The sequence below is a fragment of the Priestia sp. SB1 genome (genome assembly GCF_038898415.1).
Genome location: NZ_JBBJSS010000002.1, coordinates 913,320 through 939,447, shown reverse-complemented (window position 1 = coordinate 939,447; position 26,128 = coordinate 913,320). Strand labels below are relative to the sequence as shown.

Genomic DNA, 26,128 nt, shown 5'->3' with positions numbered 1-26,128 from the left:
TTTTTGTGTTTTTTATCAAATATTTATTTTTTGATCTATCATATTGAAAATAATTATTTAAGGAAGTGCTTAATAATGAAATTAATTAATTCTATTAAGAATAATATTATAAAGAAACGGAAAGCAAAGAAAAGCGAAAGAGGACTTTACATTCAAGACATAGAGCTAATGAAGACTATGTTTAAAGCAGGTACCAAGTTTAAGTATATTGTCGATTACAATACAAAAGAGATTTTAATTGTTCCATCTACAGAAGAAGGTAACACAGTTTCTTATAGACAACTTAAACCTACTAAAAAAGAGAAAGAACTTGCTGAAAGAACAATTACTGTTTCAAAGAAAAAAGCTTTAAGTCGTAGACACAAATCTCTATCTGAAAAATTACTTGTGGCTCTTAATTTGAAAAGCAAAATTAAGAGACGCAAAGCAGGAAAACTAAAATCTGTAATAGATGTTCGTGATAAACAAGCTTTATCTGCATTTTCAGGAGCGGATCAATTAGACATTGAAATTTTTGAAGATGTAATTCGTGTACGAGGTTTTCAAAATGTAGAAGTTGAGGATATTGCTAACTCACAAGAAAGCAATACAATCATTTCTAAAGCTAAGAATGTGAGCAAAAAAGCATTAAGAAAAATTTCTAAGATTATTGATATTAAACCAAGATTAGAGTTAAAACAGAAGTACGAAGTTTACCTGAGAAGAAATCAGTTAAACAAAGTAGCCGCTGGACAACTTTCATTTGACTTTTTTATGGAGGAAAGTCCATTTGCTGATGACTCTAAAAACGATGCGTTTTCTGGAGTTAAAAATGTTTTAAGAGATGTTGCTATTCCGTTAGAAATAAGTTCATTATTTAGCGGTGCAGGTCTTATGGATTACGGATTTAAAAAGGCTGGATTTACGTTGAAATTCGCTTTAGATTTTGAAGCAGGTGCCGTAGAAACATACAAGCATAATTTAGGCGATCATATTGTACAAGCAGATATCAAAAAGTACGATTTGAAAAAAATTGTGAAATCAGCAATTATGGTTCTTGGAAGCCCGTGTACCGCTTTTTCAAATTCAAATCGCTCCGATAAACGTTTGAAAGATCACAAGGACTATCCTCTTATACTTAAATCAATTGAAGCAATTAAGGAAAATGAAAATTGTAAAATTTTCTGTTGGGAAAATGTACCCCAGATTCTTACAGCTTACCAAGGGGAAGTTTTGAAGTTAATAAAAGAAGAGTTAAGTGACTTTGAGATTACTGCAGGAATTTTATGCGCTGCAGATTTTGGTGATCCTCAATTAAGAAAACGAGCATTTATTATTGGTTCAAAAATAGGTAAGATTGATTTACCAAAGCCTACAGTAAGACCAGAGAATTATAAAACAGTTGGAGAGGCTTTAAAAGGCTTAGATGATTCAGTTCCAAATCAACTAGATATTTCAAAACCAAAAGATCCTTTAGTAGTTGAGAGAAGAAAATATGTCCCTCAAGGTAGGAACTGGAAGGTGTTACCTAAATATTTGTTAACTGATTCAATGCGTCCTAAAAAACGAAAAGGTAAAAAGCCTAAGAAACCTAGTACTCACAGTACTACGTATCGTCGGTTAGAAAGTAATAAACCAAGCTTTAGTCTAGCTAATTACAGAAAAGCAAACATCTTGCCACCAAGAGGGTTAAATGGACTAAGTGTTAGACAAGTTGCACGTTTGTTTAGTGTTCCAGATCATTTTATATTCTTAGGCGAAAAAATGAGTAGCAGACAACAACAACCTGTAAACGGGGTTCCAATTTGTATAGGAATGGGTGTTGCTACTACAATTCTAAATTTTGTACAACAATACAATATCCGTATGGGCTTTGCTAAACCAACTTTAGTAACAGCTTAATCGTAAACATTAAAAAACATCGTAATTCATATTACGATGTTTTTTTGTTTTCTTTCCTTATAAAGGAATATAGAGGTTATTATATTTAAAATATGAATTTTGGAGGAAGTAAAATGAAAAAATATCTAATTGCTAAACAGGAAGAAAACACTCAATTTACGAGTTTATCAATTGATCGCATCGTAGAAGATAGTTTTAAGACTTTTATAATTGTTAATGGAAGTAGAGATGTACATACGGGTGAAAAGAAGGAAGTTGTTGTCCTAACAAAACGTCTAAAAGAAACTTCACTTGTCACTAAGTTAAAAAAAGAAGTTCTCTATGCAAAGGTCAATTATATCAAACAAGTATTTGGGTCATATTCCATTCACAAAAAACCAGAAGACTACGAGTTAATTCTTAAGGGAGAAGAGGATGCATATATTTGTATGGATTGCCGTTGCTCTTGTTCACTTAAAGTTGGGATGTCTTGTTATGGTTGTATTGTTATGTACGCAAATGTAGATACAAATATAATCAACAAAGTGAGTACAAACAAAGAACAAAAAAACAGTTACGAGAAGGCAGTAGTTATTCCCGATAGCGATTTACCGTTTTGGGGAGTAGGTATTCCTGATAGCGATTTACCGTTTTGAGCATTAGTGTAAACCAATAAAGATTTAAACAGATGGTGCTTTAATATAGCGTCATCTGTTTTTTTATGCGTTCTTTTAACTTTAGAGTTCTACATTAAATAATTACACATACAAAAAGGAAAGGGAATAAGCAATATATTAAAAATGAATTTTAGAAATTAAACCATACAAAAAGGGGGAGGAATGGTATGAGTAAAAAGCGTAATCTCTTTATTAGTCTTGGATGGTCAATTGCATTAGCATTAGTATTAGCTGGTATTACATATAGTGCAAATAAAGAAGCGGTAGAAACAAATAAGTGGCTAGAGCAAGTCAAAAAAGACGTTTCCGAAGGAATCGTTCACACTTATAAGGTTAAACAGGTATTATCAGTAAAAAATCCATTAACAGATGAATTGGATTCAATAAGTACAATCTTTTTTAATAAAAAAGTAGATAAAACAAAAATTAAAGTAATTGAAGCATTTGTAGAAACTAAAGATAAAAAAAGTAAAACAGTAAAAATTATAACGGAAGTAAAGGATAGCAAGTCTATCTCCAATATTAAGGATGTATCCGGTGTTTTGGTCAAAGGAAAGAACAAAGAAGAAGGGCTAATTATAAATGCGAAAATAGAACAAAAATAAAAAGCAACCATTTAATAGGTTGCTTTTTTGTGATGAGGAGCTCTCTTTGCGAATTCTTTATGTCTCCTAACTTCTTTCTTACTTCTAGAAAAATCTTCTCTTTTTAACATATGCACAAACTTCTTAGAGCGGTTAAAGAACGATTTACCGTTTATATTACTTAACGTTCTACTTAGGTCATTCAAATGAATAACCCCACTAGGAACATCTTTTAGAACGGACTTGTCAGATGTGAACACCACAAGAGAAAGAATCCTATAACCATACAAACGGTACTCATCCATTTTCTTATACAGCATATTAATGTGCCCTATATTTTGCTTAATAGGATTATAGAAATAATAGCGGTTCTGATTTCCTGCAACTTGCAACCACTTTTCATCATTAGCACCGCCAGTTATAACGCCATTGCGATCCTTTGTTTCTATAACTACTACGGTTTTGTTAGGGAAGACGATTATATGGTCAAACTGACTTGAAACAGATCCCTGTTTTAACAGAGTATCGTGGAAATATATTAAATTATGTTGCTTTAAAACATCATTTACCTTTTGTTCACCCATTAGACCTTTAATTTCAGCAAATGAAGGCTTTCTTTTTTCCACTTTAATTCTTAAAGCTATTATACTTATCACTATTAGCACAATTAAAAGTATTAGCATAAAAATCACCGCCTTTATAAAACGGTTAAATTATATAGCAGATTGTCACGCTTTATAAAAAAACAGCATAAATTATAGGATTCAAAAAGATATAAAAGGAACTGGTATGATGAAAAGAGTAAATAATTTAAAAGCTAGCGACCTATCACTAGAAATGAAGGTCTGTTACTTTTTACAGCCTTGGAATGACAATGATATTCCAAATACAGTAGAAGAGTGGGCAGAAGAGATAGGTTTCTGCAAATATAAAGAACAAGAGAATTTTGATTCAATTAATAACGCCATTGAGAAAGCTATTAGCGATGCTACTTATTACATTGAGTTTATAAAAAAGCACGTTGCTGTTAATAATTAGAGGTATTGGATTTTCCCTTGCTAATGAGTAAAAAAGAGGGGGGATAAATATGTCTGAACCAAATAATATACGAGAGATAGTTAGAGAAGAAATTAAGGCATATCACAAAGAATTAAATGTGATAAAAGAAGTGGAGCGTAACGTAAATAGCGAGCTAATGTTAAACAAAGCATTTAAAGCAAACTTCTTTGCTTATACGTTAGCTAGTATTGTAGCTTCTTTACTTTTTGCATTTTTGTTAAATGATTATGGGGCTAAATACTATTTGTATTTTGGTCCTGCATTTATAGTTTACCTAGTTGTTTTCTTAATTATAAGCAAATTAAAAATTACCCCAGCAAGAAAGGTAGACCTTTCAATTATCCCTATTTTCATTTCTATAATTGGTCTATCGCTGCCATTTGTGTTTTGGGTATAGAAAAAAGCCATTTGTATGGCTTTTATTTTTTTATTAACTTTGCATTCATTACAAGTCCCTGATCAACCTCAATCTTGTATGTTCCAGCATCCGTTTCTACTTCTGTGAGGTCTAAACTAACATAATGCACATCTTCCTCACTAAAGTATTGATATACAGCATCTAAATTATTATCAAACTCTTTTTGCTTAATATATTGATTCCCAGCAAACAGCAAGAAAATAGCCAGAAATATCGTCGCCGCTCCATAAATAGAACTGATTCTTCCGCTACTTTTCCAAACTTTATAGTTTTTCATCACTGCAGCAACAAACCCTATAGCCATAATCAGCAAGAATACTAATGAACCATCCATTTCCTTCACTCCAATTAATTTGTTATTGTCCGTCAATACATATTAGTTTTCAAATAAGAGTTAATGCCCATACAACGGTATGGGCATTAAACTACTTACTTAATTTTTTAATCTGCTTTTCAATGTCTTTGTTTACATATAACATTAAATCATCTATGTAATCTTCAAATGGTTTAACAGCATCTTCGTGTTTGTTATCAATAAGAAGATCTACACTATCTAGGTTATCTAAAATAAGTTCTAGATTATCTAACACACCGGTATGTATGTAAACTGTCTTTTCTGGTGGTTCTATCTCCACCAAATCATTATATTCATACTCTATACTATTAGATATTTTATCAATTTGTTTTACATATTGCTTCTTATTCTTTTTCGCATCTGGAAGACTTTTAAATTCTTTAAAGTCCTTCTCTAAGTTCTTCTGACTAAGCTTTAATGCGCTTAATTGTTCTTTTTCTAACCGCTTTTCATCCGAATAATAGAACAAAGCAAGTCCTGCTATTATTATAGCAATACCTATGACAATTCCTATCCAAAACGAACCGCTTTTTAACGTTTTCTTCATATTTCTTCCTCCAAAATTTCTCTTTAAAATCATACCACAATTAAAAAGAAATGGAATAATTAAATTCCATTTCTTTCGTTTTCCTTGTAACTCAAATTCCCTTAATAACAATATTTATTTGGGAAGTTTTGCTGTAAACTCGATATCTTCTTTAACATCGGACGTTTCTTCATCTTGATTTCCATTACCTACGATAATTGCATAGTTACCTGATTTTTTAGCGACAAAATGAATTTCTCCCTTTTGTGATTTATCTAATTCTTTTTCATAAACAAAAGTATGAGTGGAAGAGTCTACTAGCTCATCTTCATCATATGTTGTTGTTTCGGAAATTCTTCTCCCGACCTTTAAAGATAACTTTTCATTATCTAGACCTTTGACTGTGTATGGTATAGAAATTGTTTTATTCTTATTCGCTTTTAAATGGAATACGGCAATCTCCTGATCAGACGTTATTTTATTTGTTTTAAAAGTTACTTCGCTATTACTGTTCACAACGCTTTGTTTAAAACTACCTTCAATTTTATAAGATGCATTACATCCAGTTAGAACTGCGCAAGCTGCCACAGTTAATAATATATATTTTTTCATCTTTCATCTCCTTTTATTTTAAAGAAAAGAACTTACTTTTATTAAATTTTTAAACGCTTTAAAAGAACAGCTTTAAAATACGTTTATATCCACACTTTTTCTTTAAGAAGTTGTTTATCACCATAGACCTTTATAATTTTTGGTTTGTTATCCTCTTTTTCAAAAACTTGATACATTACCCCACATTTGTTCACCAAATCATACTTTAATTCACGTAATTGTTGATTACTTTGGAAAAGTCCTTTTTCTAATTCAAATGAAAAAAGTATATGTATTTCTTGATATAAGGCAGACGAATCAATTAATACGTGATGTATTTCATAATCACCAGGAACGAAATCAGCAATTTCTCTTAAAGTATTGGAAGCTATTAGCGAAGCGTCATCGTGTAAACCGATCATTTTAGCACCTCCTCTTTTTTTGGCGATTATAGTGATTTTCATAAGGGTATGGAGAAAAAATTTGAAAAGTACCTCCTAGATAGAAGTAAGTCTAGAGAGGGGAATTTTTTAAATGCCCGTAAAAGTATCAGTACTAGCAGCTAAGATGGCTCAAAAAGCTAGTCGTATGTTAAATAAAAGTGGAAGCAACATCCCAGGAGTTGTTGCTCGAAAGATTGATAAAAACGTATTAAAAAAGTTAGCCGATAAAACAGAGAAAATCATCTTTATTAGTGGCACGAACGGCAAAACTACAACTTCACAAATTGTTAGCCACATCTTCAAAGAGAGCGGCTATCATATTGTACATAATAGCGAAGGCTCAAATATGATTACCGGCATTACAACAGCCTTTATTGACAATGAAAGCTTAGTTTCAGGTAAGAAAGCGGACGTAGCGATTATTGAAATAGATGAGGGTTCTATTGAGCGAGTATCAAAAGAAGTAAAACCAGATTTAATGGTCTTTACAAACTTTTTCCGTGATCAATTAGACCGCTTTGGGGAAATTGATATCTTAGTAAATAAAATTGGTGAAGTACTTAAGACCACAGATGCTAAGTTGGTGCTTAATGCAGATGATCCTTTTGTAAGTCGCCTTGGAAGAATTGGAATGGAAGCTGATTATTTTGGCTTAGGAAAAGAAGCTTTCCAATTTGAACAGCACAATATGATTGAATCTACTTTTTGCCCAGAGTGCGGGGAGCCGCTAGATTATAGTTACACACACTACGGTCAATTAGGTCACTATCACTGTTCTTGTGGATTTGGTAGACAAACTCCTAAATACGAAATTCTAAATCTAAAAGTGAACAAAGGCTTATCTTTCAAAACTAATGTAGGAACTTTCAATTTACCTATCTTGGGATCATATAACGCTATTAATGCGCTAGCTGCTATTAGTGTATGTTTGGAATCAGGTTTAACATATGAACAAATTCAGAAAGCACTTGATACGTTTAGCGTAGAAAATGGCCGAATGGAATGGTTTGAAAACAAAGGCAAACAAGTTGTTCTTAACCTTGCAAAAAACCCAGCTGGTGTAAATGTAAGCTTATCTGAATCTAACTACAATAATGAAAGAAAGCAATATCTATTTGTTCTTAATGATCTTGCTTATGATGGCCGAGATATTTCTTGGATTTGGGATGCTGATTACGAAAAAATTAAAAACTCACTTACAGACAGAGTAATTTGTAGCGGGTTAAGAGCCGAAGATATGGCTGTTCGTATGAAGTATGCAGGTATTCCTGAAGACAAGATTGTGATTATTAATGACATTGAGAAAGCGGTAGAAGAATTAGTTAGCTCTAGAGTTAATAGCTATGTAGTTCCAAACTATACTGCCCTTGAACCAACAAGAAAAGCATTAGTTAAACGATTGAAAAGCTCATAAGGGGAGAGAAAAACTTTGAAAAAACACAAACAAAAACAACATACAAAAAAAGCAGTAAAAGCCACTGAAAATGAACAGAACCGCTTCTCTTTAGGAAATGATATTTTGGAAGCTGCCCTCAAAACTAAAACCTCTTCACTAAAAGTTTTAAATCTTTATCATTTCTTTCCCGACAAGTTAAATTTGTATGGTGATCGTGGAAATATTATTAGTTTAGTCAAACGCTGTGAATGGCGCGGAATTAAACTCAATGTAATTGAAGTTAGTAGAACTGATGGTCTTTCATTAGATGATATGGATATGTTCTTTATTGGCGGAGGAAGTGACAGGGAACAAAGTCTCGCTACTGATGAGTTGCAAAAGATTAAAGGTAAACTAAAACAAAAGATTGAAAATGGTGTCCCAGGCTTAACTATCTGTGGTGGTTATCAATTCTTAGGAAAAGATTATATTGATGCTAATGGAAATCGTTTAGAAACATTGGGTATATTAGATTTTAGTACAGTTGCAAAACAACCTCGCCTAATTGGTAATGTGCTTATCAAGTCAGAAAAATTTGGTGATATTGTTGGTTTCGAAAATCACGGTGGCCGTACATACCATTCTTTTGACACTTTAGGAAATGTAGAAAAGGGTAATGGTAATGATGATGAAAGCAACCAAGAGGGCTTACTATATAGAAACTTAATTGGTACATACCTACACGGACCTATCCTCCCTAAAAACCCTACAATTGCAGATTTTCTTATTGAAAAAGCAATTGAACATCGCTTTGGTGCACAGTCAGCCCACGATTGGATGACCGCTCTAGATAATAAGTTAGAAAATCAAGCAAGAAATAGTGTTTGGCAAAGAGTTAAAAATGGATGACTCCAAAAGAAAAAAAGAAGCAAATTAGAAAACAAAGAAAAAAACGTTTTCTAACTGATTTGCGCGATATTTTCATCTTTATGGGGATTTTGCTTCTGCTAAAGGTATTTGTCATTGATTTTGGATTTGTCTACGGACACTCAATGGAGCCCAATATGAAAGATGGACAACTTATCGTCATAAAGAAGTGGAATATACTCTTGGATGAGCCTAACGAAGGCTTGTCCTTCTACGATAAGGTTGCTCTTAAAAATGTAAGAATTGAAGGTCAAGCACATCCCCTAAGTTTGGCCAAGAGAGTAATTGGCTTACCTGGAGATAAGATTGAAATTATAGATGGTTACATATATAGAAACGGCAAAAAAGTTAGTGAACCTTTAATTAGAGAAAGAGCTAATCAGCCGGATCAAACCTTTCAGTTAAAAGAAAACGAGATATTTGTAATGGGCGACAATAGAAACAACAGTACAGATAGTCGTCACTTCGGACCTATTCCCAAAGAAGATATTTCAGGGAAAATTATAGCTAACGTTAACGCTCAATGGTTGTCATCAATTTTTCAAAAGATAAGAGTTTCCTTACATTTAGAAGAGAATATGAGAACCTGAAAAGCTCTGCTGTCTATGCAGGGTTTTTCTTTTGTTCAACTGTGCAAAAGGAATTGAATTAGGTATAGGTAAGAAAGTTCAAGAGGTGAAGACACTATGGTAAGAAGTAATTCTATTCGTAACCTATCTGAGGCTAAGAGGTGGATTGACGAATCAATTAACTTAATTGAAGAAAATACAATAGATTCATTGTTACGTTATTTTCAAACAGGAAAGACAAAAAAAGGCATCCATCTACCATCCTTATTAATAACAGAAGAGCATATAATTGAACATATGCTAGCAGAAAAGCTTAGACCGCTCATCGAAGAATTAGGGTTTACATTAAATGAAGAAGAGCTAAATGAAGGAAACCTTGTTCTTGATTATACAAAAGGACAATTTTTATTATCGTTTGCAACTATTAACCCTTACGAAAGAATGCTTAAGTTTAATTTTGACTTTAGCGAGATGGAAAGGGAGCGGGAAGTTAAGTTAGCTAACTTAAAACGAAAAGTTACCGAAACTCAGCAAAGATATGTAGATAGCAAGAACTTTCTAAGCAACAATAATGGGTTAAAAAGAATAAAATACGGAAAAGTTTTTGAACGTATTGAAGAGACAATTGGTAACATTTCTAAAGAAATCACAGTTGTAGAGCACGAAATGATGGAGATTTATAATCAAAAAGAGCTCTTAGAAGATATAAAGCAGACATTACCAGATATAGAATACCATTTTAGAAAATATGGTTTTCTAATCGAATTCGTTAAAGGCGAAGATTATGAAATCTAATTAAAAGAAAGAAGTGGCAGCAATGAGTCAATATCTATTATTGGGCTTAGGTAAGTCTAATATGGCAGTAGCAAATGATCTAATTGAACAAAACCTTATATTTGATGTGTTTTTGGAAAATGGTAGTGTGCCAGAAAGTATATTAGAAAGTAATGCAAAAGTATTTAGCAATATAGAAGATATTCCATTAGATAGTTATCAATACATTGTTAAAAGTCCTGGGATTCCATTTTCTCATCCTATAGTAGAAATTTGTGAGGAAAAGGGATTAACGATTACAAACGAAATTGGTTATGCCCTTAGATATAAAGCTCAACCTCTAATTGCTATTACAGGTACTAACGGGAAAACTACATCAACTAGCCTTATTCAGCATATTCTTAACCAAAACAGCCAAAGAGCAAGCGCAGTTGGTAATATCGGTAACTCTTTTTTGAAAGAAGCTAAGGAACAAAGAAAAGTTCTTGTTACAGAGCTGTCTAGCTTTCAACTTCGTGATTTAAAGGATTTTAATTCAGATGTATCAATTTGGTTGAATCTTTTCTCAGCACATCTTGATTATCACAAAACATTTGAAGACTATCACAATTCTAAACAGAACATATTTATTAATCAGGATCCGGAACATTTATTTATCTTTAATGAAGATGATTTACATATTAAAAAAGTATCCGAATTAAAGAAAGGGAGAAAGAAATCCTTTTCTCTAAAGAATGAACAAGCTGCCGCTTACTTTAATGGTGAACATCTATGGATTGAAGGAGAAAAATGGCTTCATAAAAATGAGTTAGGAATTAAAGGAGTACACAATATACAAAACGCTATGGCGTCTGTATTAGCCGCTCTGGAGTACTCTACAAAAGAAGAGGTAATTAGCGGTTTAAAATCCTTCAATGGCGTAGAGCATAGGTTAGAAAAGGTAGTAGAAAATGAACTATTAAAAGTGTATAACGATTCAAAATCAACAAATACAACTGCAGTCAAAGCAGCTCTTTCTGCATTTGAGGAACCTGTTGTATTAATGATGGGTGGGTTAGATCGTGGTAACGGCTACGAAGACCTTGTAAATGAGTGGAGTAAAGTAAAATCGGTTATCTGCTTTGGTCAGAGTGGTCCTAAAATATATAGGGACGCGAAAGACTATACAGAGGCTATTCTAGAAGAAGATTTAGATAAAGCGATTCAAATAGCAAAAGAAAGAGTAGCAGACGGTGGGGTATTACTATTTTCTCCAGGTTGTGCTAGCTGGGATCAGTTCTCTAACTTTGAAGAAAGAGGAAAGCACTTTAAAGAAAAAGTACTTTCCGTTAAATAAGAGAATCTATTTTCCACTTGCCTTCTATGGTATAGTTATCCAAAAGGAGGAGGGGGATTAGTGAATACACTTTTAGACCCTAAACTTCAACAAGAGGCTCGTTTAGAGGCGTATCGAAACGCAATAATTATTTATTTAAATGAAAATATTGCAATTTATGATGAAGATGAAGTAAAAGAAAAGCTAAAGAAAATATGTAACGAATCTAAGCTATTAGAACTTCAAAAACACTCTTTCTTTTCGACAAGCATAGAAAGTTTTATGAAGTACATTTAATTGTTATAAAAAAACAGGAATTCTGAGATTCCTGTTTTTTTCTTGTTAAGAAATTTTTAAAACTTGTCCAATGCGTAGACTAGTTGTTTTTAACCCATTTAGACTCATTAGAGAGTTCACAGAAACATTTACTTTGCGTGAAACCGCATATAAAGTATCACCTGACTTTACAGTATAGGTTTTAGCAGATACCTGACCAAAGTTAAAATTAGTTACCGCTGAACTGTTAATGTTTTGCTTGTTCTTTGCTGTTATAACTACAGAGTAGTCACCTTTAGGGAAACTACTAATGTTTCCAGCATAAGCATATGTCCCAGGTTGAGTTGTTTGATAGTACGTTAATCTTTGCAACCCATTCGGGCCTTTTAGAGATACTGCAACAAGTGACTCTTGATCAATTTGGTACGTTCCATAATAAGTGCCATTTGCGAACGAGAATGACTTTAGAGTAATTTGAGTAGGTATCCCTCTGTTAATATTGAATTCTTTAGTTGTAGTTGTTGTGCCGTTCTCGTTTTCAGCTACAATCTTAACTTGGTACAAACCATTAGCGAAGTTAGTTGGGATATAGCCACCAAAAAGTTGATTACCAACTAAATCATCGTTATAATAAATAAACTTTTGAACGTTAGGACCGCTTAAATAAACGAATACTTTTGACTTTTGATCAACATTTAACTGTCCGGAAAATGTTGTATCAGTAGCGGATAAACTAGAAATAATAACTGTTGGGGCCGACTTTTTAATGAAATTTGCCGTTCTCACAACAGATTTACCATTTGAAGTAACCGTTATAGTCGCGGTGTAATTGCCAGCTGGCGCTTGGGTAATAGGTCCACCAAAAGAGTATTTTCCAGCATCAAGAGTATCAAGGAAAGTCAGTTTGTTATAACCATTAGGACCGGTTAATCGTACAGAAACGTCCGATTTCTGCGCAATTGAATATTCTCCATAAAATATATCTTGAGTATTAAACGAGCTTAAAAGAGTTACTTCGGGTTCGACAGTTGGCGCTGTTGTTTCCGGAGTATTTTCTTTTATTGTTACGTAGTTTTTATTTACATAGCCTTCTTTAGATTTGTATAAAACTTTATACCAGTCACTACTATCATCTAATACTTCTACTGTCTCTCCAGTTTGAATTACATTTATAACAGAACCTGACCAACTTGCACTATTACGCAGGTTAATTGGCTCATTTGCAGTAGCATATACAGTCTCTTCTATATTTGATGTAGGTTGAGCGGTTGTTAATTTAGTCCCTGGATAATAAAAAGCAATGATGTCCGCCGCTTTCTGACCTTCTTTTGCTCGTTGGTAGGCACCCCATTGGCTTAAACCAATACCGTGTCCCCAACCTCCACCAGTGATAATGTACTGTGTTGAAGTAGTACTAGAACTTTTAATATTAGGACTTTTAAGAACACCGCTACCAAAAGCTCCTGATAAATAATAATCATACGTTCTAGTAGATTTAGAAAAAGTTAGGACTTTAATTGTACCGTCAGTATTTTTCACATATGTATTAGTAATAGGGTTATAAGCAATATACGAGATCTTAACAGCTCCGTTTAGCTGAGTCTTATCACTGATAAGATCGTTGTGATCAGTAAAATTTAGTTCATCAATTGAAAGAACCTTTAAGTTATAGTTTTTGTATTCTATTTGGTATTTTTTTATAAAATTTTTTAAACCAGTAACTTTAGAACTGTCAGCAGTTTTTTCTTGAATGCTATTCCACCAAACTTCAGGTTTCTTTAAGTCCAAGCCACTAAGAGATATTTGACTCTTATCAAGAGTAAATTGCCAATTTGTATTAGCTGTAGCAGATCGTGCGTCATAAGAATCTGTATTTCTTACAAGGTAGGGTATATCATTCCAACTAGCAGTTCCCCACGAATTCACTTTTGAAAGCATTGTACCTCCATTTGAGGAGGAGAATACAGCATTTGTGTTAATTGCTGCACCGTTATAAGTAATAACTTGTTTACGTGTAGAATCTACAGCATTTTGTACATTTGCGTAGTTCTCATTATAACCATTATAAACTTGATAACTTTGTCCATTATCTATTTCATCTCCAATGTCCCCATTAGAGTATGTTCTAGCGGTAATTGCTTGTGCTTTCAATGCTTCCATACCGGTAGAACCCCAACCATCAGACATTTCAGAGGATACCACCCCTAACAGGTAATCTTCTTGTTCTAATGTGTTAACAGGCAACACATTACTTCCACTTGGTCTAAAGGTCATATTCCCTAAAAACTTATAAGAACCTAGCTGTATAGTGTGTTCACGGTCATAGTCTACGGGAAACAAAGTAATTTGTGAACCTGAATACAGAACATTAGCATCTTTTAATATTTCAATTTTACTTGCGTTATTTCTAACTGTATATGTGCCGTTTGTTAGCGTAATATCGTTTTTCTCTCTTACTGAATATGTACCGGAAATCGTAAATGAGTAACTAGGTTTTTGAAAAGCTGAATAACCTAATCGTACAGAAATCGGTGAACCATATAAAGGATCTGTATAACTGCTTGCTTTTACCGTAGCAGCATAAGGGGCTAACAAACTAATTGATAAGGCCATAGATAATGCATAAGTAGTTGATTTTCTCATTTTAATCCCCCCTTAAAACGACATTACTATAAACAAAAATAGGGGTATTTCAATTAAATAGAACAAAAACAAACTACTTTAAGATTGTTTCATTTAAACTTAAAAGCTATATACAGCTAGACTCACAAAAAGCAAAAAAAGTACGTCTATTACGCACTTTTTTAAAGCTTAAATCGAAAAGCTTTCCAAACTTTTTTCTCAATTTGATTTGGATTTGTTATAGGATAGTAAGCGTCCCAGTACAATTTTTCGTTTTTATATACTTGTACTTTTATTATTGAGGGTTTTAACTGCAGTAATTTAGGAAAGAGACGATCAGGGTGTATAGGGAGTTCTTCATAATAAAATTGATACTGTTTTTTATGTTTTTTGATTTTTACGAAGGGGATGTTCTTCTCCAAGGAATACCACCTTTTTTCTTAATAAATTTTTTAAACATCTTGTAAGCTCCGGTTTTAATAGGTGGAATGCATCGTATACAATTAGTAATGTAGGATTAATATATAAGGCTTCTGCTATTGAATGCTCCTGTTCTTGATAGGGGCAATTACTAATTACGGTACAGTCTTTTTTTTCTATCGTAATAGATCCATTAGATTCAACAACCATATAAAGAACATCCGCTTTTTCCTCTCCAAGCTTTATTTCAGTGTGCTTTTCTGACAGGTAGGGAAGAGAATTGTAGAGAAGAGCTTGAATTTCTCTTTGAATGTCGCTTAAGAAAAAAGAAATAAAGTGGGGCAAGGAAAACTGATTTTGTTCTTCTAAAATTCCCATTAAACTGTTAGAGATAAAGTATTTTGTTTCTCCTAAAAAATCTGCATCAATGCAAGAGCGTAAGTTGTCAATTTCATCAGGTGAAATGACATCGTTACTAATAAGCTTGTTTATTTCTAACGATACAATGTGTTCGGAAATAAACGAGGAAGTTACATCAGTAAAATGTTCTAAGTGAAGAAAAGAAAAGGTTTGTTCCTTTTTTATTACTCGTCTTTCCTGGAGATATTTATAGAATTCTTCGTGATATGGAATGACAACTGTATACATATAGGCACCTCTCTTATATATCCGTTATCTTTTTCATCAACGCTTGTAAAAAACCTTTTCTTTACAGTAAATGGCGGAAGGTATAGAGTTAAAAATATACAAACAAATAACATTAGTTAATGTATGGAGGATTTGTAAATGAAAGAGAAATTTCATTTTATTGGAATAAAGGGTTCAGGGATGAGTAGCTTGGCTCAAATTTTGTGTGATAATGGTTATGAAGTTCAAGGTTCTGATATAGAAGACGAATTATTTACTCAAAAAGGATTAGAGCAACGAGGCGTGTCAATGTTTGGGTTTTCAAAAGAAAACATCACAGGCAAACATACATATATTATCGGAAATGCTTTTAATGATTTAAACGAAGAAGTAAAAGAAGTAATGTCTAAAAACTATAAATCTTATCGATATCACGATTTCTTAGGACAATGGATGAAGAGATTCACATCTGTTGGTATTAGCGGAACACACGGAAAAACATCAACTACAAGTTTGCTATCACACGTTTTAACAAACTTATATCCAACAAGTGCTTTAATTGGCGATGGAACAGGTTACGGTATGATGGATAGTAAGTATTTTTCATTTGAAGCTTGTGAGTACAAGCGTCACTTTTTATCTTACGGCCCGGACTACGCTATTATTACTAATATTGACTTCGATCATCCGGATTACTTTTTAGATTTAAATGATGTTTTAGATGCTTTTAATCATTTTGCAGATAACGCTTCTAAAAAGGTAATTGTATGTGGTGACGACACTCATACTTCAAAATTACAAAAATATAAACAAACCGTGACTTATGGTTTAAACGAAGGAAACGATATTCGTGCTACCGATATTGAAATTAACCCAAAAGTTACATCATTTAATGTTAACTTTAAGGGCGAGGACCAAGGAAGAGTTCGTATACCATTACACGGCGACCACGCTATTCAGAACACTTTAGCTGTACTAACTGTATGTTTACTAGAGGGAATGTCTATTTATGATGTAGCACCCCATTTAATGACATTTAAAGGCGCTAAAAGAAGATTTAATATTGAAGAGTGGAATGCTGCTGTTATAGTAGACGATTATGCGCATCATCCTAGAGAAATAGAAGTAACTATTGAAACAGCTCGTCAGAAATATCCGGATAAAGAAGTTGTAGCAATTTTTCAGCCGCATACATTTACACGAACAGCTACATTTTTAAATGAATTTAAAGATTCTCTTAGCAAAGCAGATAAGGTATATGGTTGCCCAATCTTTGGATCTGCGAGAGAAAAAGATGCTTCACTTACCATTGAAGATTTATTGAAGTTAATTCCTAGTAGCGAAGTTCTAACAGTAGAATCTATTGAAAAATTATCTTCTCATCAAGATTCTGTCCTTTTATTTATGGGAGCAGGGGACATTGGGAAGTTTATAGAGGCTTATAAAAACTACAACGCAATGCAACAACACGCATAAGAAAAAGCTAACTCTTAGTATTAAGAGTTAGCTTTTTCTACGTAGACAACTTTTGCTTTATTTAAATTTAATTCTTTAATAACAACGTATCTAATGTAGCCATCTGCCAATTCAGCTTTATCGCCTTTTTTTATTACGACAACATCGCGATCAAACTTTTTATGTTGCTTGTAATAGTTAATTTTCTCATCAATTTTTTCTCTTCTTGGAGAAGAGTTAAGGAAACGTTCAGGAACTTCAATTTTTTCTACTGGAATTTCCTCTGTCTTAACAATTTGGTATGCATCACCCCGAATGAAGAATTCCCCTTGGTTTTTTCGCTTGAATTTTGGTTTATCAAGGTGTGTCAAAAACTGAGTGCCATCTTCATAACGTAAATTAAAAATATCCCCAGTATGATTAACAAAGAGGGCTTCAATCTTTCCGTCTTTTTCCCAAGACCAATAAACCCTAGTTACTGATCCAAACGCTACTAAAGCATAGTTAGTTGGGAAAGATTCTAACTCTTTGCGAGCCTTTTCTTCATCTATATTTGAAGTTTGAGAGTACCATTTGACTAGATTGTTGTTCGCTCTAAAATTAGGGCGTTTTTGCTTTTTACTACAATCAGGACAGGCAATAACTCTCTCTCCTTTTTTCTTTTTAATTGTAACGACTTTTTTATCGCAACGCTGCCCGCATCCTTGACAAACCCCATTGTACTTTTTATGTAACTCAGCTATATCTTTATTTTTTTGCTTTACTGAGCGGCTGTTTGATTTTGGTTTTGACTTGGACTTTGGTTCTTGCTCAATATGTTTTTCATCCTCTCGTTGAGGCTTTTCTTTTTCAACTTTCTCTCTTTTCTCTTCTTTATAATATTCAGTTTTTGAACAAACAATAGTTGAGACCCCTTTCGGATTATCATCAGGCAATTTTATATTTTTAACTTCGCCTTCAATAATAATGTCATTTGCATTATTTAAAGAATCACCAGTTGACATAATAGATTGTACTAGCTCTTGCCATTGGTTTAGATCCATTAAAACAAGTAACTCTTTACTAGATAACCCTTTAGGTAGATCTGAATCTGCTGCAGCTTCAAATCCCATAGCAATCATATCTTTAGTTTCTAAAGTTATTTCTTTAATACCAGTTGGTTTTCCTTTAATTCTGGTAAGCGGCAAGCCAATCACCCCTCATTTCTAAAATTATAATATTCTAGCAAACTTGTCATTAGGAAATAAGTGGTTTACCTTTAACGCAGGAAAAACTTATTACAATAATATCAAAAAAGAGTAAGAATTGATTATTTGCTAAAACTCAGAACTAGCGTTCCATTATTTAAGTATAGTTTATCTTAATTAAGGTATCTTTTTCAACTAAATCTTTTTAAGTACAAAAAAGGAAATGATTGTAACTAAATTTACTTTTTCTTTAATTTATGTGAAACGCACCAGTTAGAGGAAGATATTCTAATAGCACTTTATTGGAACTAAGTAGTTCTACAAACTCTATAATTCGTTTTTCCTTAAAATTGTCAAATTCAAACATAGATGAACAGTTTAAAGGTTTAAATCTATTACTTGATATTATTTTTACGATTTCTTCCGTTAATTCACTCATTTCATACTTAGTATGGTTTTCAAATAAGCCACTTGTATCTACTGTGTAACGCGAGAAGATTTGACTTAGTTCATCTGAACTATTCTGGTTTTCTGAATCAAATATATAAGCTAAAAGAATGTGCTTTTCTATGTTTTCTACAGCTTTTAGAACAGTTTCAAAAAATGCAGAAGTATGAATAGGGTAGGATAGATTTTTATTCAATAAAACAAATTTAATAGAGCTGTCATTGTTTACCTTAAATACAGCTTCAAAGTTTCCTGCAGGAGTAGCAATAAACAATTTTTCTCTTTTAAAAGCAAAAAATACCTGGTATTTATCGTACTTCCTTACGTAGTTAAAATGAGAAATGATTGTGGGTAAATGCTCTAATATTAAATTATCCAGCTTTACAAAAGTTCTTAATTGAGTTAGAAACTCTGTTTTTGTAAAGCTCCTTATAGTAAATGAAGGTTCACCGTAAATTAAAGATATAGAGGAGAGGGAAGGAGGTATACGATTAAACCGATAACGATCAACTCCAATCAACGACACAAAAGATAAATCACCATCTAAAATAGAATATTTCTGACTGGTGTTTAAAACTTCTAACGTATCCAAAAACTCCGCTTTAACCCTGCTAAAGAAGGTGCCAAGTTCAGCTTGAATCTCATCAAATATTTGCTCACAATTATTTGAATCACATAAGTTAAATACTTTTGATGTTCTCCCAACTTCTAATACCAATCCATTCATCATAGGTTCAACGGTAAGCTTTAAAGTGTATCTTTTATTTAAGAGTGAAAAATTATAGTGAAGTAATTGAAAACTTATTAAATCTTTATTTGGAACTAACTTAACTTCTGAAATATAAGGAGAGGGGTTAATCTGTGGATATTCAAATAAAAAATTTTCAAAACTTTGTTTGTAGTCTTGGCCAATTCTTAAAAACCTATCTTTTGCCTCTGCAACAGAATCAGTAAACTTATTAAAAAGTTCATTTACATTTGATGAATAATACCATTGATTAAATACTAAACAGCTTCCTTCTATACGAAAGGTATGAGAAAAAGTAGTTTCTAATATGCTTTCCCATTCTTTTCTTACTTTTGTTGCGTCATTAAAGCATTTATTAAAAAACGCAGCTAGTTCCTTCAAAGTGTCAAAGGAAAGCAATTGTTCATCATTGTATTTTTGAATGAGCCCCACTCTGTTATTTGGGCTCCTTCTAATAACACAGCCAGAAGACTTCTCTAGAAAGTGTAGTGTTGTAGTTAAATCTTCTACGATATAATCATCCTCTTCAAGAATGTGGTGGTCAAAAGATAACGCATTTGAAAAGGCATTAAGTTCTTCTTTTTCAAAACTTTTTTTCTCCTTCTTCAAGAAATCTAAGAAACCAAAATTAAATTCATAATCGTCATCTCCGTACCAATCCCGTATTTTAAAAACACCTTTATAGTTTGCTTGGTTTTTAAATTCGTTAAATAGGCTTGTTAGTTTAGATTCACCACGCTCAGAAATTTTAAATCTTCTTTTGTTGAAGGAAAAACGAATAGTAATATCTAATTTACTTATCTTTATATGAATTCTAAATGAGTCATTAACATCTAAGCTAGGCTCTTGAAAGAAATATATTACTAACTCATCGTTGTGGATATTGGCCATATGCCCCTGAGAAATAGAAATATCTCTTAGCAGTAGATAGAGGCTTTTCTTCATATTATCACTCCTTTTTAAAGGTTATTTATTAACTCCCTTACGTAAAAAGCGGCAACTTCCTTAATCTTGAGTCACTCAATACACAAAACAAACCTGACTCTATGCATAAAGTCAGGTTTGTTTAAAAAGAAGTAGAAGAAAATAGAAGAAGGGCACTTTAAACAATACAGTTTGCAAGTGATTTTAACACACTGCTTTTATTCAAAATGTTACCCCGTTTTCTCTAAGCAATTTTCTTTCTTTTATTTTAGGTACGTATTCTTCATATGTAAGTGAGTCTTTCTCATTATTATGAAATTCACAAGAAGTACACAAGTTCTTTTCGTTATTACTTCCACCCCTAGCAATAGGTTTCATATGATCGACAGTTAATTTTGAGTTTGTTTTCTTACCATCAAATTCAATTTCACAATAAGCACATTTATAATTATCTCTTTGAAGAATCTTTTTACGTAAGCTATTCGTTATTTGGTCTCTAATTTTTCTTCTCTTCTTCACTAAAAGTCTAGTGAACGAAACGTGATCTAATTCTAAGGAGTATCGTTTAATTTTACATTTTTCACAATAACAAACTCCGTGTGTATTTGGAAAGATTTTATAGCTATCAGGCACCATTAGAAGCGTTCCTGTTTTAACACTACTTAGTTTTAGCCCAGGATTAAGCTTTAATAATGTTTTTTCATTAATTCGGTAATAATTTAATACGAATTTTAGGTCTTCACTCTTTTTAACTACGTGAAATGGTTCAAGAGAAGTGTGGAGATCTTTCTTGTTATATACTTTATGACAGTAAGAACAGCGGTATTTTGCTTTTCTTTTTATATAATCATCTCTAGATTCATTTTTTCTTCTTACTCTTTTTACACTTATGCTTTCCTGTACACGGCGCATATCATTTAATAATTCAATAGCATTCATTCTTACTTTCACTCCTCTTACCAATTAATTTGTATGCATTATATTTAATTGATAAAAAGAAATTCAAGGAACCAGAGAGAAAAGAGATTTTCGTTTATTGCCTATTAAAAAACCTTAGAGACAATTTAAGTGTCTCCAAGGTTTTTAATTATGAACGTTTACTAATTACATCATCAATTAAGCCGTATTCTTTTGCTCCATCTGCATACATCCAGTAATCACGTTCACAATCTGAAGCCACTTTATCAAATGGTTGATCACTGTTATCCGCTAATGTTTGAGTTAAACGGCGCTTCATTTCAACAATACGTTTCGCTGAAATTTCAATTTCCGTTGCTTGTCCTTGTGCACCACCTAAAGGCTGGTGAATCATAATTTCTGCATTTGGTAGAGCGAATCGCTTGCCTTTTTCACCCGAAGACAGTAAAAAAGCACCCATAGAAGCTGCTAAGCCAATGCACACTGTGCTTACATCAGGCTTAATGAATTTCATTGTATCGTAAATGGCCATACCATCAGTTACAGAACCACCAGGACTATTAATATACATAGTAATGTCTTTTTCAGAGTCTTGGCTTTCTAAATAAAGTAGCTGCGATGTAATAGAAAGAGCCATATCACCATCTACAGGACCATTCATTAAAATAATTCTATCTTTTAAAAGACGAGAAAATAAATCGTATGTCTTTTCTCCACGATGCGATTCTTCAGTTACATAAGGAATAATTGGCATTATGTATGTACCCCCAGTTTTTCTCAGTAAATTTATTGCGAACACATTATATTCTCAACAAAACTAAAAAAAGAGGGGGAGGTAGCTACTAAAATAATTCGTAAAGTATTCCTTTTTTAATACCTTCGTAAGGTAAGTGAAAAGCATCTAAATAGGCATTGCTAAATTTACTATATGGCAGCTCTCCGCCTTTCTTTTTAAAGAACTCATATAAATTATCGAAATAGACATTAAAGTGAACAAAAGTAATATCTGCATTATACTTAGTAGCTAACTCACGAAAAGGTTCAATATCCAATTCACTTAAAAATGAACTGAAAAGGTGCACTTCTGACTTTAGCGATAGTTCGTGTTCGACTTTTAGCAAATATGATTTAGGAAATCCGCCGGAAACAGGAAGTAAGGTAGTAGGATCTATCTTCTTATTGAATGTAATTGGTTTGATGGCTCTTTCGGAAAAATATGTTCCGACATCCACTATTGGATAGGCGCTATATATATAAATTCCGTTACGTTTTTTCATTTGCTAACTCCTCAAAAAAGTGTATTAAAAACTTGTTTTTTCATTCTTAATTTTATAATGTACTCCCAGTTAGAAAGGAGGAACCGTTTGATGAAAAGAAAAATAGATTTAACCACAGTCGGCGGTTTACTTTTATGCTTGGGTGGAATTTTCTCAGGTTACTTAATGGAAGGTGGAAGTTTATTAGCCCTTCTTGCTGTATCTCCTCTTTTAATTATCTTTGGAGGTACCATAGGCGTAGTAACCATAACGATGAGCATATCTGGTTTAAAAAGTATGCCTAAACTATTTAGAAACATTTTCACAGATGTTACCTATGATTTTCAAGTATTAATTAACAATTTGTGTGATTGGACAAAAGTATCTAGAAAAGATGGAATTGTAGCGTTGGGTAACGTAGCAGAGACAATAGAAGATCCTTTCGTAAAAAGAGGAATAGAATACATACTTGACGGAAGTGATTACGACACAATTAAAGAGTTACTAGAAAAAGAAATAGAAGCTATGATGGAGCGTCATTCAGCAGGAGCGAAACCATTTGAACAGGCCGGTGCCTTTGCACCAACTATGGGTATCATTGGAACTGTATTAGGACTAGTGGTAATTCTAGGTGGTTTGGGTAGTGCCGGGATCGAAGAACTAGGCGAAGGAATTGCAACTGCATTCTTGGCCACGTTTATGGGTGTTGCTTCGGCTAACTTAATCTTTTTACCTTTTAATGAGAAGCTAAAAGGTAAAAGTGCAAAAGAAGTACTTTATAAGGAAATTGCTATGCAAGGAGTATTAGGTATTCAATCAGGAGTAAACCCAAAAACACTACGTAAAAAACTAATTGCTTACTTACCAGAATCTCAAAAAAATGTAGAAACAAGTAGTGGAAAAGAGGGTCAATAATGAAGAAAAAGCACGAAGGACACGTTAACCACGAAAGATACCTCGTTACTTACTCTGATCTTATAACTCTACTATTAGCATTTTTTATAATTTTATATGCTATGAGCACTCCAGATGCAAAAAAAATGGAGGCGTTGGCTAATCAACTTAGTATTCAATTTAGTCCAAAAGCAGAATCAATTGCTCCTTCACTCGATAACAAAAATGTAAGCCCAAGAACACGCGGTCAGGGAGCTACGGCACAGGAACAAAAAACAATGGCTTCTGTTGCGGAGCAGAATAGTCTTAGGGAGACAAAAGAAAAAATCGAAAAAGAAGTAGAAGAAAGAGGGCTTGAGAAAGATGTAAAGACATCTTTAAACGAATCAGGATTAAAAATTACTTTAACGGATAGAGTGTTGTTTGAAACTGGTTCGGCAGTATTAAACAATCCAAATACAATGGGGTTGTTAGATGAGATAGGATACATTTTAGCTACCATTGATAACGGAGTTTCTATTGAAGGCCACACAGACAACGTACCAATTAACAATCCAACATATCCTTCAAACTGGGAGCTATCAGCTGCAAGATCATTATCTGTATTAAGAGAAATGGTCTCCTTTACACCTGCATTGGAACCTACAAGATTCTCAGCTACAGGATACGGAGAATTTAAACCAATTGCTGATAATGGCAGCGATGCTGGAAGGCAAAGAAATAGACGAGTTGAAATATTAGTAAAACGTACAAATTCAGAAGGCTTATTAAAAGCGGAAAGAGGTGATAATAAAAATGAATAAAAAAGTAATGATTATTCTTGTGATATGCTTAGTAGTAATTATTGGTGGAGCTTTAGGCTTTTGGATGAAAACAAAAGAAAGCAATAAAGCAACTCCTAAAAATGCAGAGGCAGCTCATTCAAGCACGAAGGATTGGAATCCTTATGCAACTGAGGACCACCACCAAGTCACTTTAACTGATCAATTGTTAAGTGCTAGCGGAGGAGACTATGTAGTGAAAATGAATATTACATTAGATTTTGCTAGTGACGAAGCTTATTATAAATTCAAAGGTTATAAAACAGAAAAAGAAGCCAAAAAAGCTGAAAAAGGTAGTGAGCACGGCGGCAGTGAAGACACAGCTACACCAATGGAACTTAAAATTAACGACATTATTGGTCAACTATTAATGGACGCAAATCATAATCAATTGACTGATCGAGAAATGTTAAAGACATACCTTAAAGATGGAATTAACCGTAAATTAGACTTTGACAAAGAGGTTATTAAAGAACTTTACATAGAAAACTTAATTCTTCAATAAAAAAACAGCTCTAATAAAGAGCTGTTTTTCGTTGCTTCAAATATAATCTACGTTCTTGGTATATACAATATGTAAAATAAAATCCAAAGCCGTATCCTAGATAGTATGCGTGATGGCCTATCCAGTAGTAGACAGATGAAATTACTAAAAAGCTTGTTAATAATCTTGAAAGCCAAATGAGAAATAATCCGTATACTTTTTCTGAAAATAAAAATTCTGATGCTTTCCACTTCACAATAAAAGGAATAACAAGCAACATAAGAAGAATGATTGAAATCATTTCAATCCCCCTTAATTAATATTCTTCATCATCGTCATCGTCATCATCGTCGTCTTCACTAAGGAGAAACACATCTTCGTCCATAAAGTCTAAAGTTTCCTCTTGTGTGTCTTCCTCTAATTCTGTATTTAAGAATTCTTCAACAGACTGATTTAGAATATCACCAAATTCAGCTTTTTGATGAGAGGAAATAGTTAATATCTCAGAATATGAGTCATAATTACCGACATTTTCTACTTTTTGTCGAATAGAATCAAATAATTTCTCTAACGAAATTTCAATGCGTTCCAATACTTACACCCTTTCACATAAAACTCAGGCTATGCTTAAATTGATATTGCAATAGAAATTCCTCATTTCCTTCTCTAAAAACAAAAAATAATGTATTACATTTTTGTTGCAAAAGGGAAACCGCTTCTTTCAAGGAAGGAAAAGAAGAGGTGGATCTATGAGAACGATTAGTATTTATAATAATGATTTAAAAGACAATAAAGAGCGTAGAGAGATATTAACAGAAAAAATAAAGAAAAGCGGTTTTGGTACAGGTAGAGAAGGAGAGTTTATGTTTGTCATTGGTGGAGACGGAACATTTCTCAAGGCAATACAAAGAAATATGAAAACAAATCCTATTTTTATTGGGATTAATACAGGTAACTTAGGTTTTTTATCAGAATTTACATTTAACGATGTTGATCGTATTGTAGATATGATTAAAAAGAAAGAATATCAGCTAGAAACTATTCAAATCTATGAAGCAATTGTAACTATGAAAAATCAAGTTAAGCGCTTATACTTTGTAAACGACTTGGTTGTAAAAGAATTCGATGATGCTATCCATTTAGGCTTGCATATAAACGATGAGAAGATTGCTAATATATCTGGGGATGGAATTATTGTATCGACACATTTAGGATCCACAGCTTACAATTTGTCAGCTGGAGGCCCCTTAAATTACGATGGCACTAAAATACTTTCTATTACACCATTAGTGGCGATGCATAATAAAAAATACAAGTCCCTAACAAAGAGTATTATCCTAGAAAATAAGAACGAAGTTACAATAAATCCGTATCATAAAAAGGGAAGACCTATAAGGTTAATTTGTGACGGAAATAGAATTAAAGCGACAGACATTCGCAGCATCTCAATAAAAAAATCGCCTTTTAGTGTAAAGATGTTGCGAAGCCCCAATTATAATTTCACTGGAAACATTGTGGAGAAAATCCTTAATAATGAATAATCTCTTGGATAAGCCAAGAGATTTTTTTGTTTTTT

30 protein-coding genes are annotated in these 26,128 nt (G+C 32.9%); 16 read left to right on the top strand and 14 right to left on the bottom strand.

The window, feature by feature from the left end; genetic code table 11:
• Window positions 1-75: 75 nt before the first annotated feature.
• The 3 genes from WKH56_RS10505 to WKH56_RS10495 all read left to right on the top strand — a co-directional run bounded on the left by WKH56_RS10505 (window position 76) and on the right by WKH56_RS10495 (window position 3,142).
• The gene (locus tag WKH56_RS10505; protein WP_342835575.1) at window positions 76-1,881 is read left to right on the top strand and encodes a DNA cytosine methyltransferase; all 1,806 of its coding nucleotides are present in this window, start codon (window positions 76-78) and stop codon (window positions 1,879-1,881) included.
• 113 nt (window positions 1,882-1,994) lie between these two features.
• The gene (locus WKH56_RS10500) at window positions 1,995-2,516 is read left to right on the top strand and encodes a hypothetical protein (protein ID WP_342835574.1); all 522 of its coding nucleotides are present in this window, start codon (window positions 1,995-1,997) and stop codon (window positions 2,514-2,516) included.
• A 188-nt stretch (window positions 2,517-2,704) separates the two neighbouring features.
• Complete coding sequence (locus WKH56_RS10495; RefSeq protein WP_342835573.1) at window positions 2,705-3,142, top strand: CHASE3 domain-containing protein; 438 nt, start codon at window positions 2,705-2,707, stop codon at window positions 3,140-3,142.
• Between the two features lie 11 nt (window positions 3,143-3,153).
• Here the strand turns inward: WKH56_RS10495 and WKH56_RS10490 are convergent, their stop codons facing one another.
• Window positions 3,154-3,747 carry a nuclease-related domain-containing protein gene (locus WKH56_RS10490; protein WP_342835572.1) on the bottom strand — a complete coding sequence of 198 codons (594 nt, stop codon included), beginning with the start codon at window positions 3,745-3,747 and terminating at the stop codon, window positions 3,154-3,156.
• Between the two features lie 163 nt (window positions 3,748-3,910).
• On the opposite strand from WKH56_RS10490, the gene WKH56_RS10485 reads away from it, so the two are divergent.
• Both WKH56_RS10485 and WKH56_RS10480 read left to right on the top strand, forming a co-directional pair.
• The gene (locus tag WKH56_RS10485) at window positions 3,911-4,159 is read left to right on the top strand and encodes a hypothetical protein (RefSeq protein ID WP_342835571.1); all 249 of its coding nucleotides are present in this window, start codon (window positions 3,911-3,913) and stop codon (window positions 4,157-4,159) included.
• Between the two features lie 49 nt (window positions 4,160-4,208).
• Window positions 4,209-4,577 (top strand): hypothetical protein, encoded by a 369-nt coding sequence (locus WKH56_RS10480; protein WP_342835570.1) that lies wholly within the window; start codon window positions 4,209-4,211, stop codon window positions 4,575-4,577.
• A 22-nt stretch (window positions 4,578-4,599) separates the two neighbouring features.
• Here the strand turns inward: WKH56_RS10480 and WKH56_RS10475 are convergent, their stop codons facing one another.
• The 4 genes from WKH56_RS10475 to WKH56_RS10460 all read right to left on the bottom strand — a co-directional run bounded on the left by WKH56_RS10475 (window position 4,600) and on the right by WKH56_RS10460 (window position 6,492).
• Complete coding sequence (locus tag WKH56_RS10475) at window positions 4,600-4,932, bottom strand: hypothetical protein (protein WP_342835569.1); 333 nt, start codon at window positions 4,930-4,932, stop codon at window positions 4,600-4,602.
• Window positions 4,933-5,023: 91 nt separating this feature from the next.
• Window positions 5,024-5,500 carry a hypothetical protein gene (locus tag WKH56_RS10470; protein WP_316910857.1) on the bottom strand — a complete coding sequence of 159 codons (477 nt, stop codon included), beginning with the start codon at window positions 5,498-5,500 and terminating at the stop codon, window positions 5,024-5,026.
• 114 nt (window positions 5,501-5,614) lie between these two features.
• Window positions 5,615-6,091, bottom strand: coding sequence for a hypothetical protein (locus tag WKH56_RS10465; RefSeq protein ID WP_342835568.1), 477 nt, complete (start codon window positions 6,089-6,091; stop codon window positions 5,615-5,617).
• An 83-nt stretch (window positions 6,092-6,174) separates the two neighbouring features.
• Window positions 6,175-6,492 carry a hypothetical protein gene (locus WKH56_RS10460; protein WP_342835567.1) on the bottom strand — a complete coding sequence of 106 codons (318 nt, stop codon included), beginning with the start codon at window positions 6,490-6,492 and terminating at the stop codon, window positions 6,175-6,177.
• A 112-nt stretch (window positions 6,493-6,604) separates the two neighbouring features.
• Between WKH56_RS10460 and WKH56_RS10455 the strand changes: the two genes are divergently transcribed.
• The 6 genes from WKH56_RS10455 (at window position 6,605) to WKH56_RS10430 (ending at window position 11,770) form a co-directional block, all read left to right on the top strand.
• Window positions 6,605-7,927 (top strand): MurT ligase domain-containing protein, encoded by a 1,323-nt coding sequence (locus WKH56_RS10455; protein ID WP_342835566.1) that lies wholly within the window; start codon window positions 6,605-6,607, stop codon window positions 7,925-7,927.
• 105 nt (window positions 7,928-8,032) lie between these two features.
• Window positions 8,033-8,797 carry a type 1 glutamine amidotransferase gene (locus tag WKH56_RS10450; RefSeq protein ID WP_316911456.1) on the top strand — a complete coding sequence of 255 codons (765 nt, stop codon included), beginning with the start codon at window positions 8,033-8,035 and terminating at the stop codon, window positions 8,795-8,797.
• Window positions 8,794-9,405, top strand: a complete 612-nt coding sequence (gene lepB / locus WKH56_RS10445; RefSeq protein WP_342835565.1) for a signal peptidase I — start codon at window positions 8,794-8,796, stop codon at window positions 9,403-9,405. Before WKH56_RS10450 ends, lepB begins: the two co-directional genes overlap by 4 nt.
• A gap of 96 nt (window positions 9,406-9,501) precedes the next feature.
• The gene (locus WKH56_RS10440) at window positions 9,502-10,179 is read left to right on the top strand and encodes a hypothetical protein (RefSeq protein ID WP_316910862.1); all 678 of its coding nucleotides are present in this window, start codon (window positions 9,502-9,504) and stop codon (window positions 10,177-10,179) included.
• A gap of 22 nt (window positions 10,180-10,201) precedes the next feature.
• Complete coding sequence (gene murD / locus WKH56_RS10435) at window positions 10,202-11,494, top strand: UDP-N-acetylmuramoyl-L-alanine--D-glutamate ligase (RefSeq protein WP_342835564.1); 1,293 nt, start codon at window positions 10,202-10,204, stop codon at window positions 11,492-11,494.
• A 60-nt stretch (window positions 11,495-11,554) separates the two neighbouring features.
• Window positions 11,555-11,770, top strand: a complete 216-nt coding sequence (locus tag WKH56_RS10430) for a hypothetical protein (protein WP_316910863.1) — start codon at window positions 11,555-11,557, stop codon at window positions 11,768-11,770.
• 45 nt (window positions 11,771-11,815) lie between these two features.
• Here WKH56_RS10430 and WKH56_RS10425 read toward each other — a convergent pair whose 3' ends face one another.
• Together WKH56_RS10425 and WKH56_RS10420 are read right to left on the bottom strand one after the other, a co-directional pair.
• Complete coding sequence (locus WKH56_RS10425; RefSeq protein ID WP_342835563.1) at window positions 11,816-14,392, bottom strand: SpoIID/LytB domain-containing protein; 2,577 nt, start codon at window positions 14,390-14,392, stop codon at window positions 11,816-11,818.
• A 360-nt stretch (window positions 14,393-14,752) separates the two neighbouring features.
• Complete coding sequence (locus tag WKH56_RS10420) at window positions 14,753-15,439, bottom strand: hypothetical protein (RefSeq protein WP_342835562.1); 687 nt, start codon at window positions 15,437-15,439, stop codon at window positions 14,753-14,755.
• 138 nt (window positions 15,440-15,577) lie between these two features.
• Between WKH56_RS10420 and murC the strand changes: the two genes are divergently transcribed.
• Window positions 15,578-16,894 (top strand): UDP-N-acetylmuramate--L-alanine ligase, encoded by a 1,317-nt coding sequence (gene murC / locus WKH56_RS10415; protein WP_342835561.1) that lies wholly within the window; start codon window positions 15,578-15,580, stop codon window positions 16,892-16,894.
• Window positions 16,895-16,914: 20 nt separating this feature from the next.
• Here the strand turns inward: murC and WKH56_RS10410 are convergent, their stop codons facing one another.
• The 5 genes from WKH56_RS10410 to WKH56_RS10390 form a co-directional block, all read right to left on the bottom strand.
• Window positions 16,915-18,060 carry a hypothetical protein gene (locus tag WKH56_RS10410; protein WP_342835560.1) on the bottom strand — a complete coding sequence of 382 codons (1,146 nt, stop codon included), beginning with the start codon at window positions 18,058-18,060 and terminating at the stop codon, window positions 16,915-16,917.
• A gap of 250 nt (window positions 18,061-18,310) precedes the next feature.
• Window positions 18,311-20,200, bottom strand: coding sequence for a hypothetical protein (locus WKH56_RS10405; protein WP_342835559.1), 1,890 nt, complete (start codon window positions 20,198-20,200; stop codon window positions 18,311-18,313).
• 201 nt (window positions 20,201-20,401) lie between these two features.
• Window positions 20,402-21,118 (bottom strand): HNH endonuclease, encoded by a 717-nt coding sequence (locus WKH56_RS10400; protein WP_316910869.1) that lies wholly within the window; start codon window positions 21,116-21,118, stop codon window positions 20,402-20,404.
• Window positions 21,119-21,266: 148 nt separating this feature from the next.
• Window positions 21,267-21,851 carry an ATP-dependent Clp protease proteolytic subunit gene (locus tag WKH56_RS10395; protein WP_342835558.1) on the bottom strand — a complete coding sequence of 195 codons (585 nt, stop codon included), beginning with the start codon at window positions 21,849-21,851 and terminating at the stop codon, window positions 21,267-21,269.
• A gap of 88 nt (window positions 21,852-21,939) precedes the next feature.
• Entirely contained in the window at window positions 21,940-22,374 is a 435-nt protein-coding gene (locus tag WKH56_RS10390) for a hypothetical protein (RefSeq protein WP_316910870.1), read from the bottom strand.
• Window positions 22,375-22,464: 90 nt separating this feature from the next.
• Here WKH56_RS10390 and WKH56_RS10385 point away from each other — a divergent pair, with 90 nt between their 5' ends.
• The 3 genes from WKH56_RS10385 to WKH56_RS10375 are packed head-to-tail and all read left to right on the top strand — an operon-like array spanning window position 22,465 to window position 24,573.
• Window positions 22,465-23,268, top strand: a complete 804-nt coding sequence (locus tag WKH56_RS10385; protein ID WP_342835557.1) for a motility protein A — start codon at window positions 22,465-22,467, stop codon at window positions 23,266-23,268.
• The gene (locus WKH56_RS10380) at window positions 23,268-24,050 is read left to right on the top strand and encodes a flagellar motor protein MotB (RefSeq protein ID WP_316910872.1); all 783 of its coding nucleotides are present in this window, start codon (window positions 23,268-23,270) and stop codon (window positions 24,048-24,050) included. Before WKH56_RS10385 ends, WKH56_RS10380 begins: the two co-directional genes overlap by 1 nt.
• Entirely contained in the window at window positions 24,043-24,573 is a 531-nt protein-coding gene (locus WKH56_RS10375) for a flagellar basal body-associated FliL family protein (protein WP_316910873.1), read from the top strand. Before WKH56_RS10380 ends, WKH56_RS10375 begins: the two co-directional genes overlap by 8 nt.
• 10 nt (window positions 24,574-24,583) lie before the next feature.
• Here WKH56_RS10375 and WKH56_RS10370 read toward each other — a convergent pair whose 3' ends face one another.
• Window positions 24,584-24,853 carry a hypothetical protein gene (locus tag WKH56_RS10370; RefSeq protein ID WP_171778713.1) on the bottom strand — a complete coding sequence of 90 codons (270 nt, stop codon included), beginning with the start codon at window positions 24,851-24,853 and terminating at the stop codon, window positions 24,584-24,586.
• Between the two features lie 15 nt (window positions 24,854-24,868).
• Complete coding sequence (locus WKH56_RS10365) at window positions 24,869-25,144, bottom strand: hypothetical protein (RefSeq protein WP_342835556.1); 276 nt, start codon at window positions 25,142-25,144, stop codon at window positions 24,869-24,871.
• 157 nt (window positions 25,145-25,301) lie between these two features.
• Between WKH56_RS10365 and WKH56_RS10360 the strand changes: the two genes are divergently transcribed.
• A complete protein-coding gene (locus WKH56_RS10360) occupies window positions 25,302-26,093 on the top strand; it encodes an NAD(+)/NADH kinase (protein ID WP_342835555.1) in 792 nt (263 codons plus the stop codon).
• Window positions 26,094-26,128 lie beyond the last annotated feature (35 nt).

Excerpts from the sequence above, each read along its gene's own strand:
- WKH56_RS10505 (WP_342835575.1), top strand. The coding sequence starts at position 76 with ATGAAATTAATTAATTCTATTAAGAATAATATTATAAAGAAACGGAAA.
- WKH56_RS10500 (WP_342835574.1), top strand. The coding sequence starts at position 1,995 with ATGAAAAAATATCTAATTGCTAAACAGGAAGAAAACACTCAATTTACG.
- WKH56_RS10495 (WP_342835573.1), top strand. The coding sequence starts at position 2,705 with ATGAGTAAAAAGCGTAATCTCTTTATTAGTCTTGGATGGTCAATTGCA.
- WKH56_RS10485 (WP_342835571.1), top strand. The coding sequence starts at position 3,911 with ATGATGAAAAGAGTAAATAATTTAAAAGCTAGCGACCTATCACTAGAA.
- WKH56_RS10480 (WP_342835570.1), top strand. The coding sequence starts at position 4,209 with ATGTCTGAACCAAATAATATACGAGAGATAGTTAGAGAAGAAATTAAG.
- WKH56_RS10475 (WP_342835569.1), bottom strand. The coding sequence starts at position 4,932 with ATGGATGGTTCATTAGTATTCTTGCTGATTATGGCTATAGGGTTTGTT.
- WKH56_RS10470 (WP_316910857.1), bottom strand. The coding sequence starts at position 5,500 with ATGAAGAAAACGTTAAAAAGCGGTTCGTTTTGGATAGGAATTGTCATA.
- WKH56_RS10465 (WP_342835568.1), bottom strand. The coding sequence starts at position 6,091 with ATGAAAAAATATATATTATTAACTGTGGCAGCTTGCGCAGTTCTAACT.
- WKH56_RS10460 (WP_342835567.1), bottom strand. The coding sequence starts at position 6,492 with ATGATCGGTTTACACGATGACGCTTCGCTAATAGCTTCCAATACTTTA.
- WKH56_RS10455 (WP_342835566.1), top strand. The coding sequence starts at position 6,605 with ATGCCCGTAAAAGTATCAGTACTAGCAGCTAAGATGGCTCAAAAAGCT.
- lepB (WP_342835565.1), top strand. The coding sequence starts at position 8,794 with ATGACTCCAAAAGAAAAAAAGAAGCAAATTAGAAAACAAAGAAAAAAA.
- WKH56_RS10440 (WP_316910862.1), top strand. The coding sequence starts at position 9,502 with ATGGTAAGAAGTAATTCTATTCGTAACCTATCTGAGGCTAAGAGGTGG.
- murD (WP_342835564.1), top strand. The coding sequence starts at position 10,202 with ATGAGTCAATATCTATTATTGGGCTTAGGTAAGTCTAATATGGCAGTA.
- WKH56_RS10425 (WP_342835563.1), bottom strand. The coding sequence starts at position 14,392 with ATGAGAAAATCAACTACTTATGCATTATCTATGGCCTTATCAATTAGT.
- WKH56_RS10420 (WP_342835562.1), bottom strand. The coding sequence starts at position 15,439 with ATGTATACAGTTGTCATTCCATATCACGAAGAATTCTATAAATATCTC.
- murC (WP_342835561.1), top strand. The coding sequence starts at position 15,578 with ATGAAAGAGAAATTTCATTTTATTGGAATAAAGGGTTCAGGGATGAGT.
- WKH56_RS10405 (WP_342835559.1), bottom strand. The coding sequence starts at position 20,200 with ATGAAGAAAAGCCTCTATCTACTGCTAAGAGATATTTCTATTTCTCAG.
- WKH56_RS10400 (WP_316910869.1), bottom strand. The coding sequence starts at position 21,118 with ATGAATGCTATTGAATTATTAAATGATATGCGCCGTGTACAGGAAAGC.
- WKH56_RS10395 (WP_342835558.1), bottom strand. The coding sequence starts at position 21,851 with ATGCCAATTATTCCTTATGTAACTGAAGAATCGCATCGTGGAGAAAAG.
- WKH56_RS10390 (WP_316910870.1), bottom strand. The coding sequence starts at position 22,374 with ATGAAAAAACGTAACGGAATTTATATATATAGCGCCTATCCAATAGTG.
- WKH56_RS10385 (WP_342835557.1), top strand. The coding sequence starts at position 22,465 with ATGAAAAGAAAAATAGATTTAACCACAGTCGGCGGTTTACTTTTATGC.
- WKH56_RS10380 (WP_316910872.1), top strand. The coding sequence starts at position 23,268 with ATGAAGAAAAAGCACGAAGGACACGTTAACCACGAAAGATACCTCGTT.
- WKH56_RS10375 (WP_316910873.1), top strand. The coding sequence starts at position 24,043 with ATGAATAAAAAAGTAATGATTATTCTTGTGATATGCTTAGTAGTAATT.
- WKH56_RS10370 (WP_171778713.1), bottom strand. The coding sequence starts at position 24,853 with ATGATTTCAATCATTCTTCTTATGTTGCTTGTTATTCCTTTTATTGTG.
- WKH56_RS10360 (WP_342835555.1), top strand. The coding sequence starts at position 25,302 with ATGAGAACGATTAGTATTTATAATAATGATTTAAAAGACAATAAAGAG.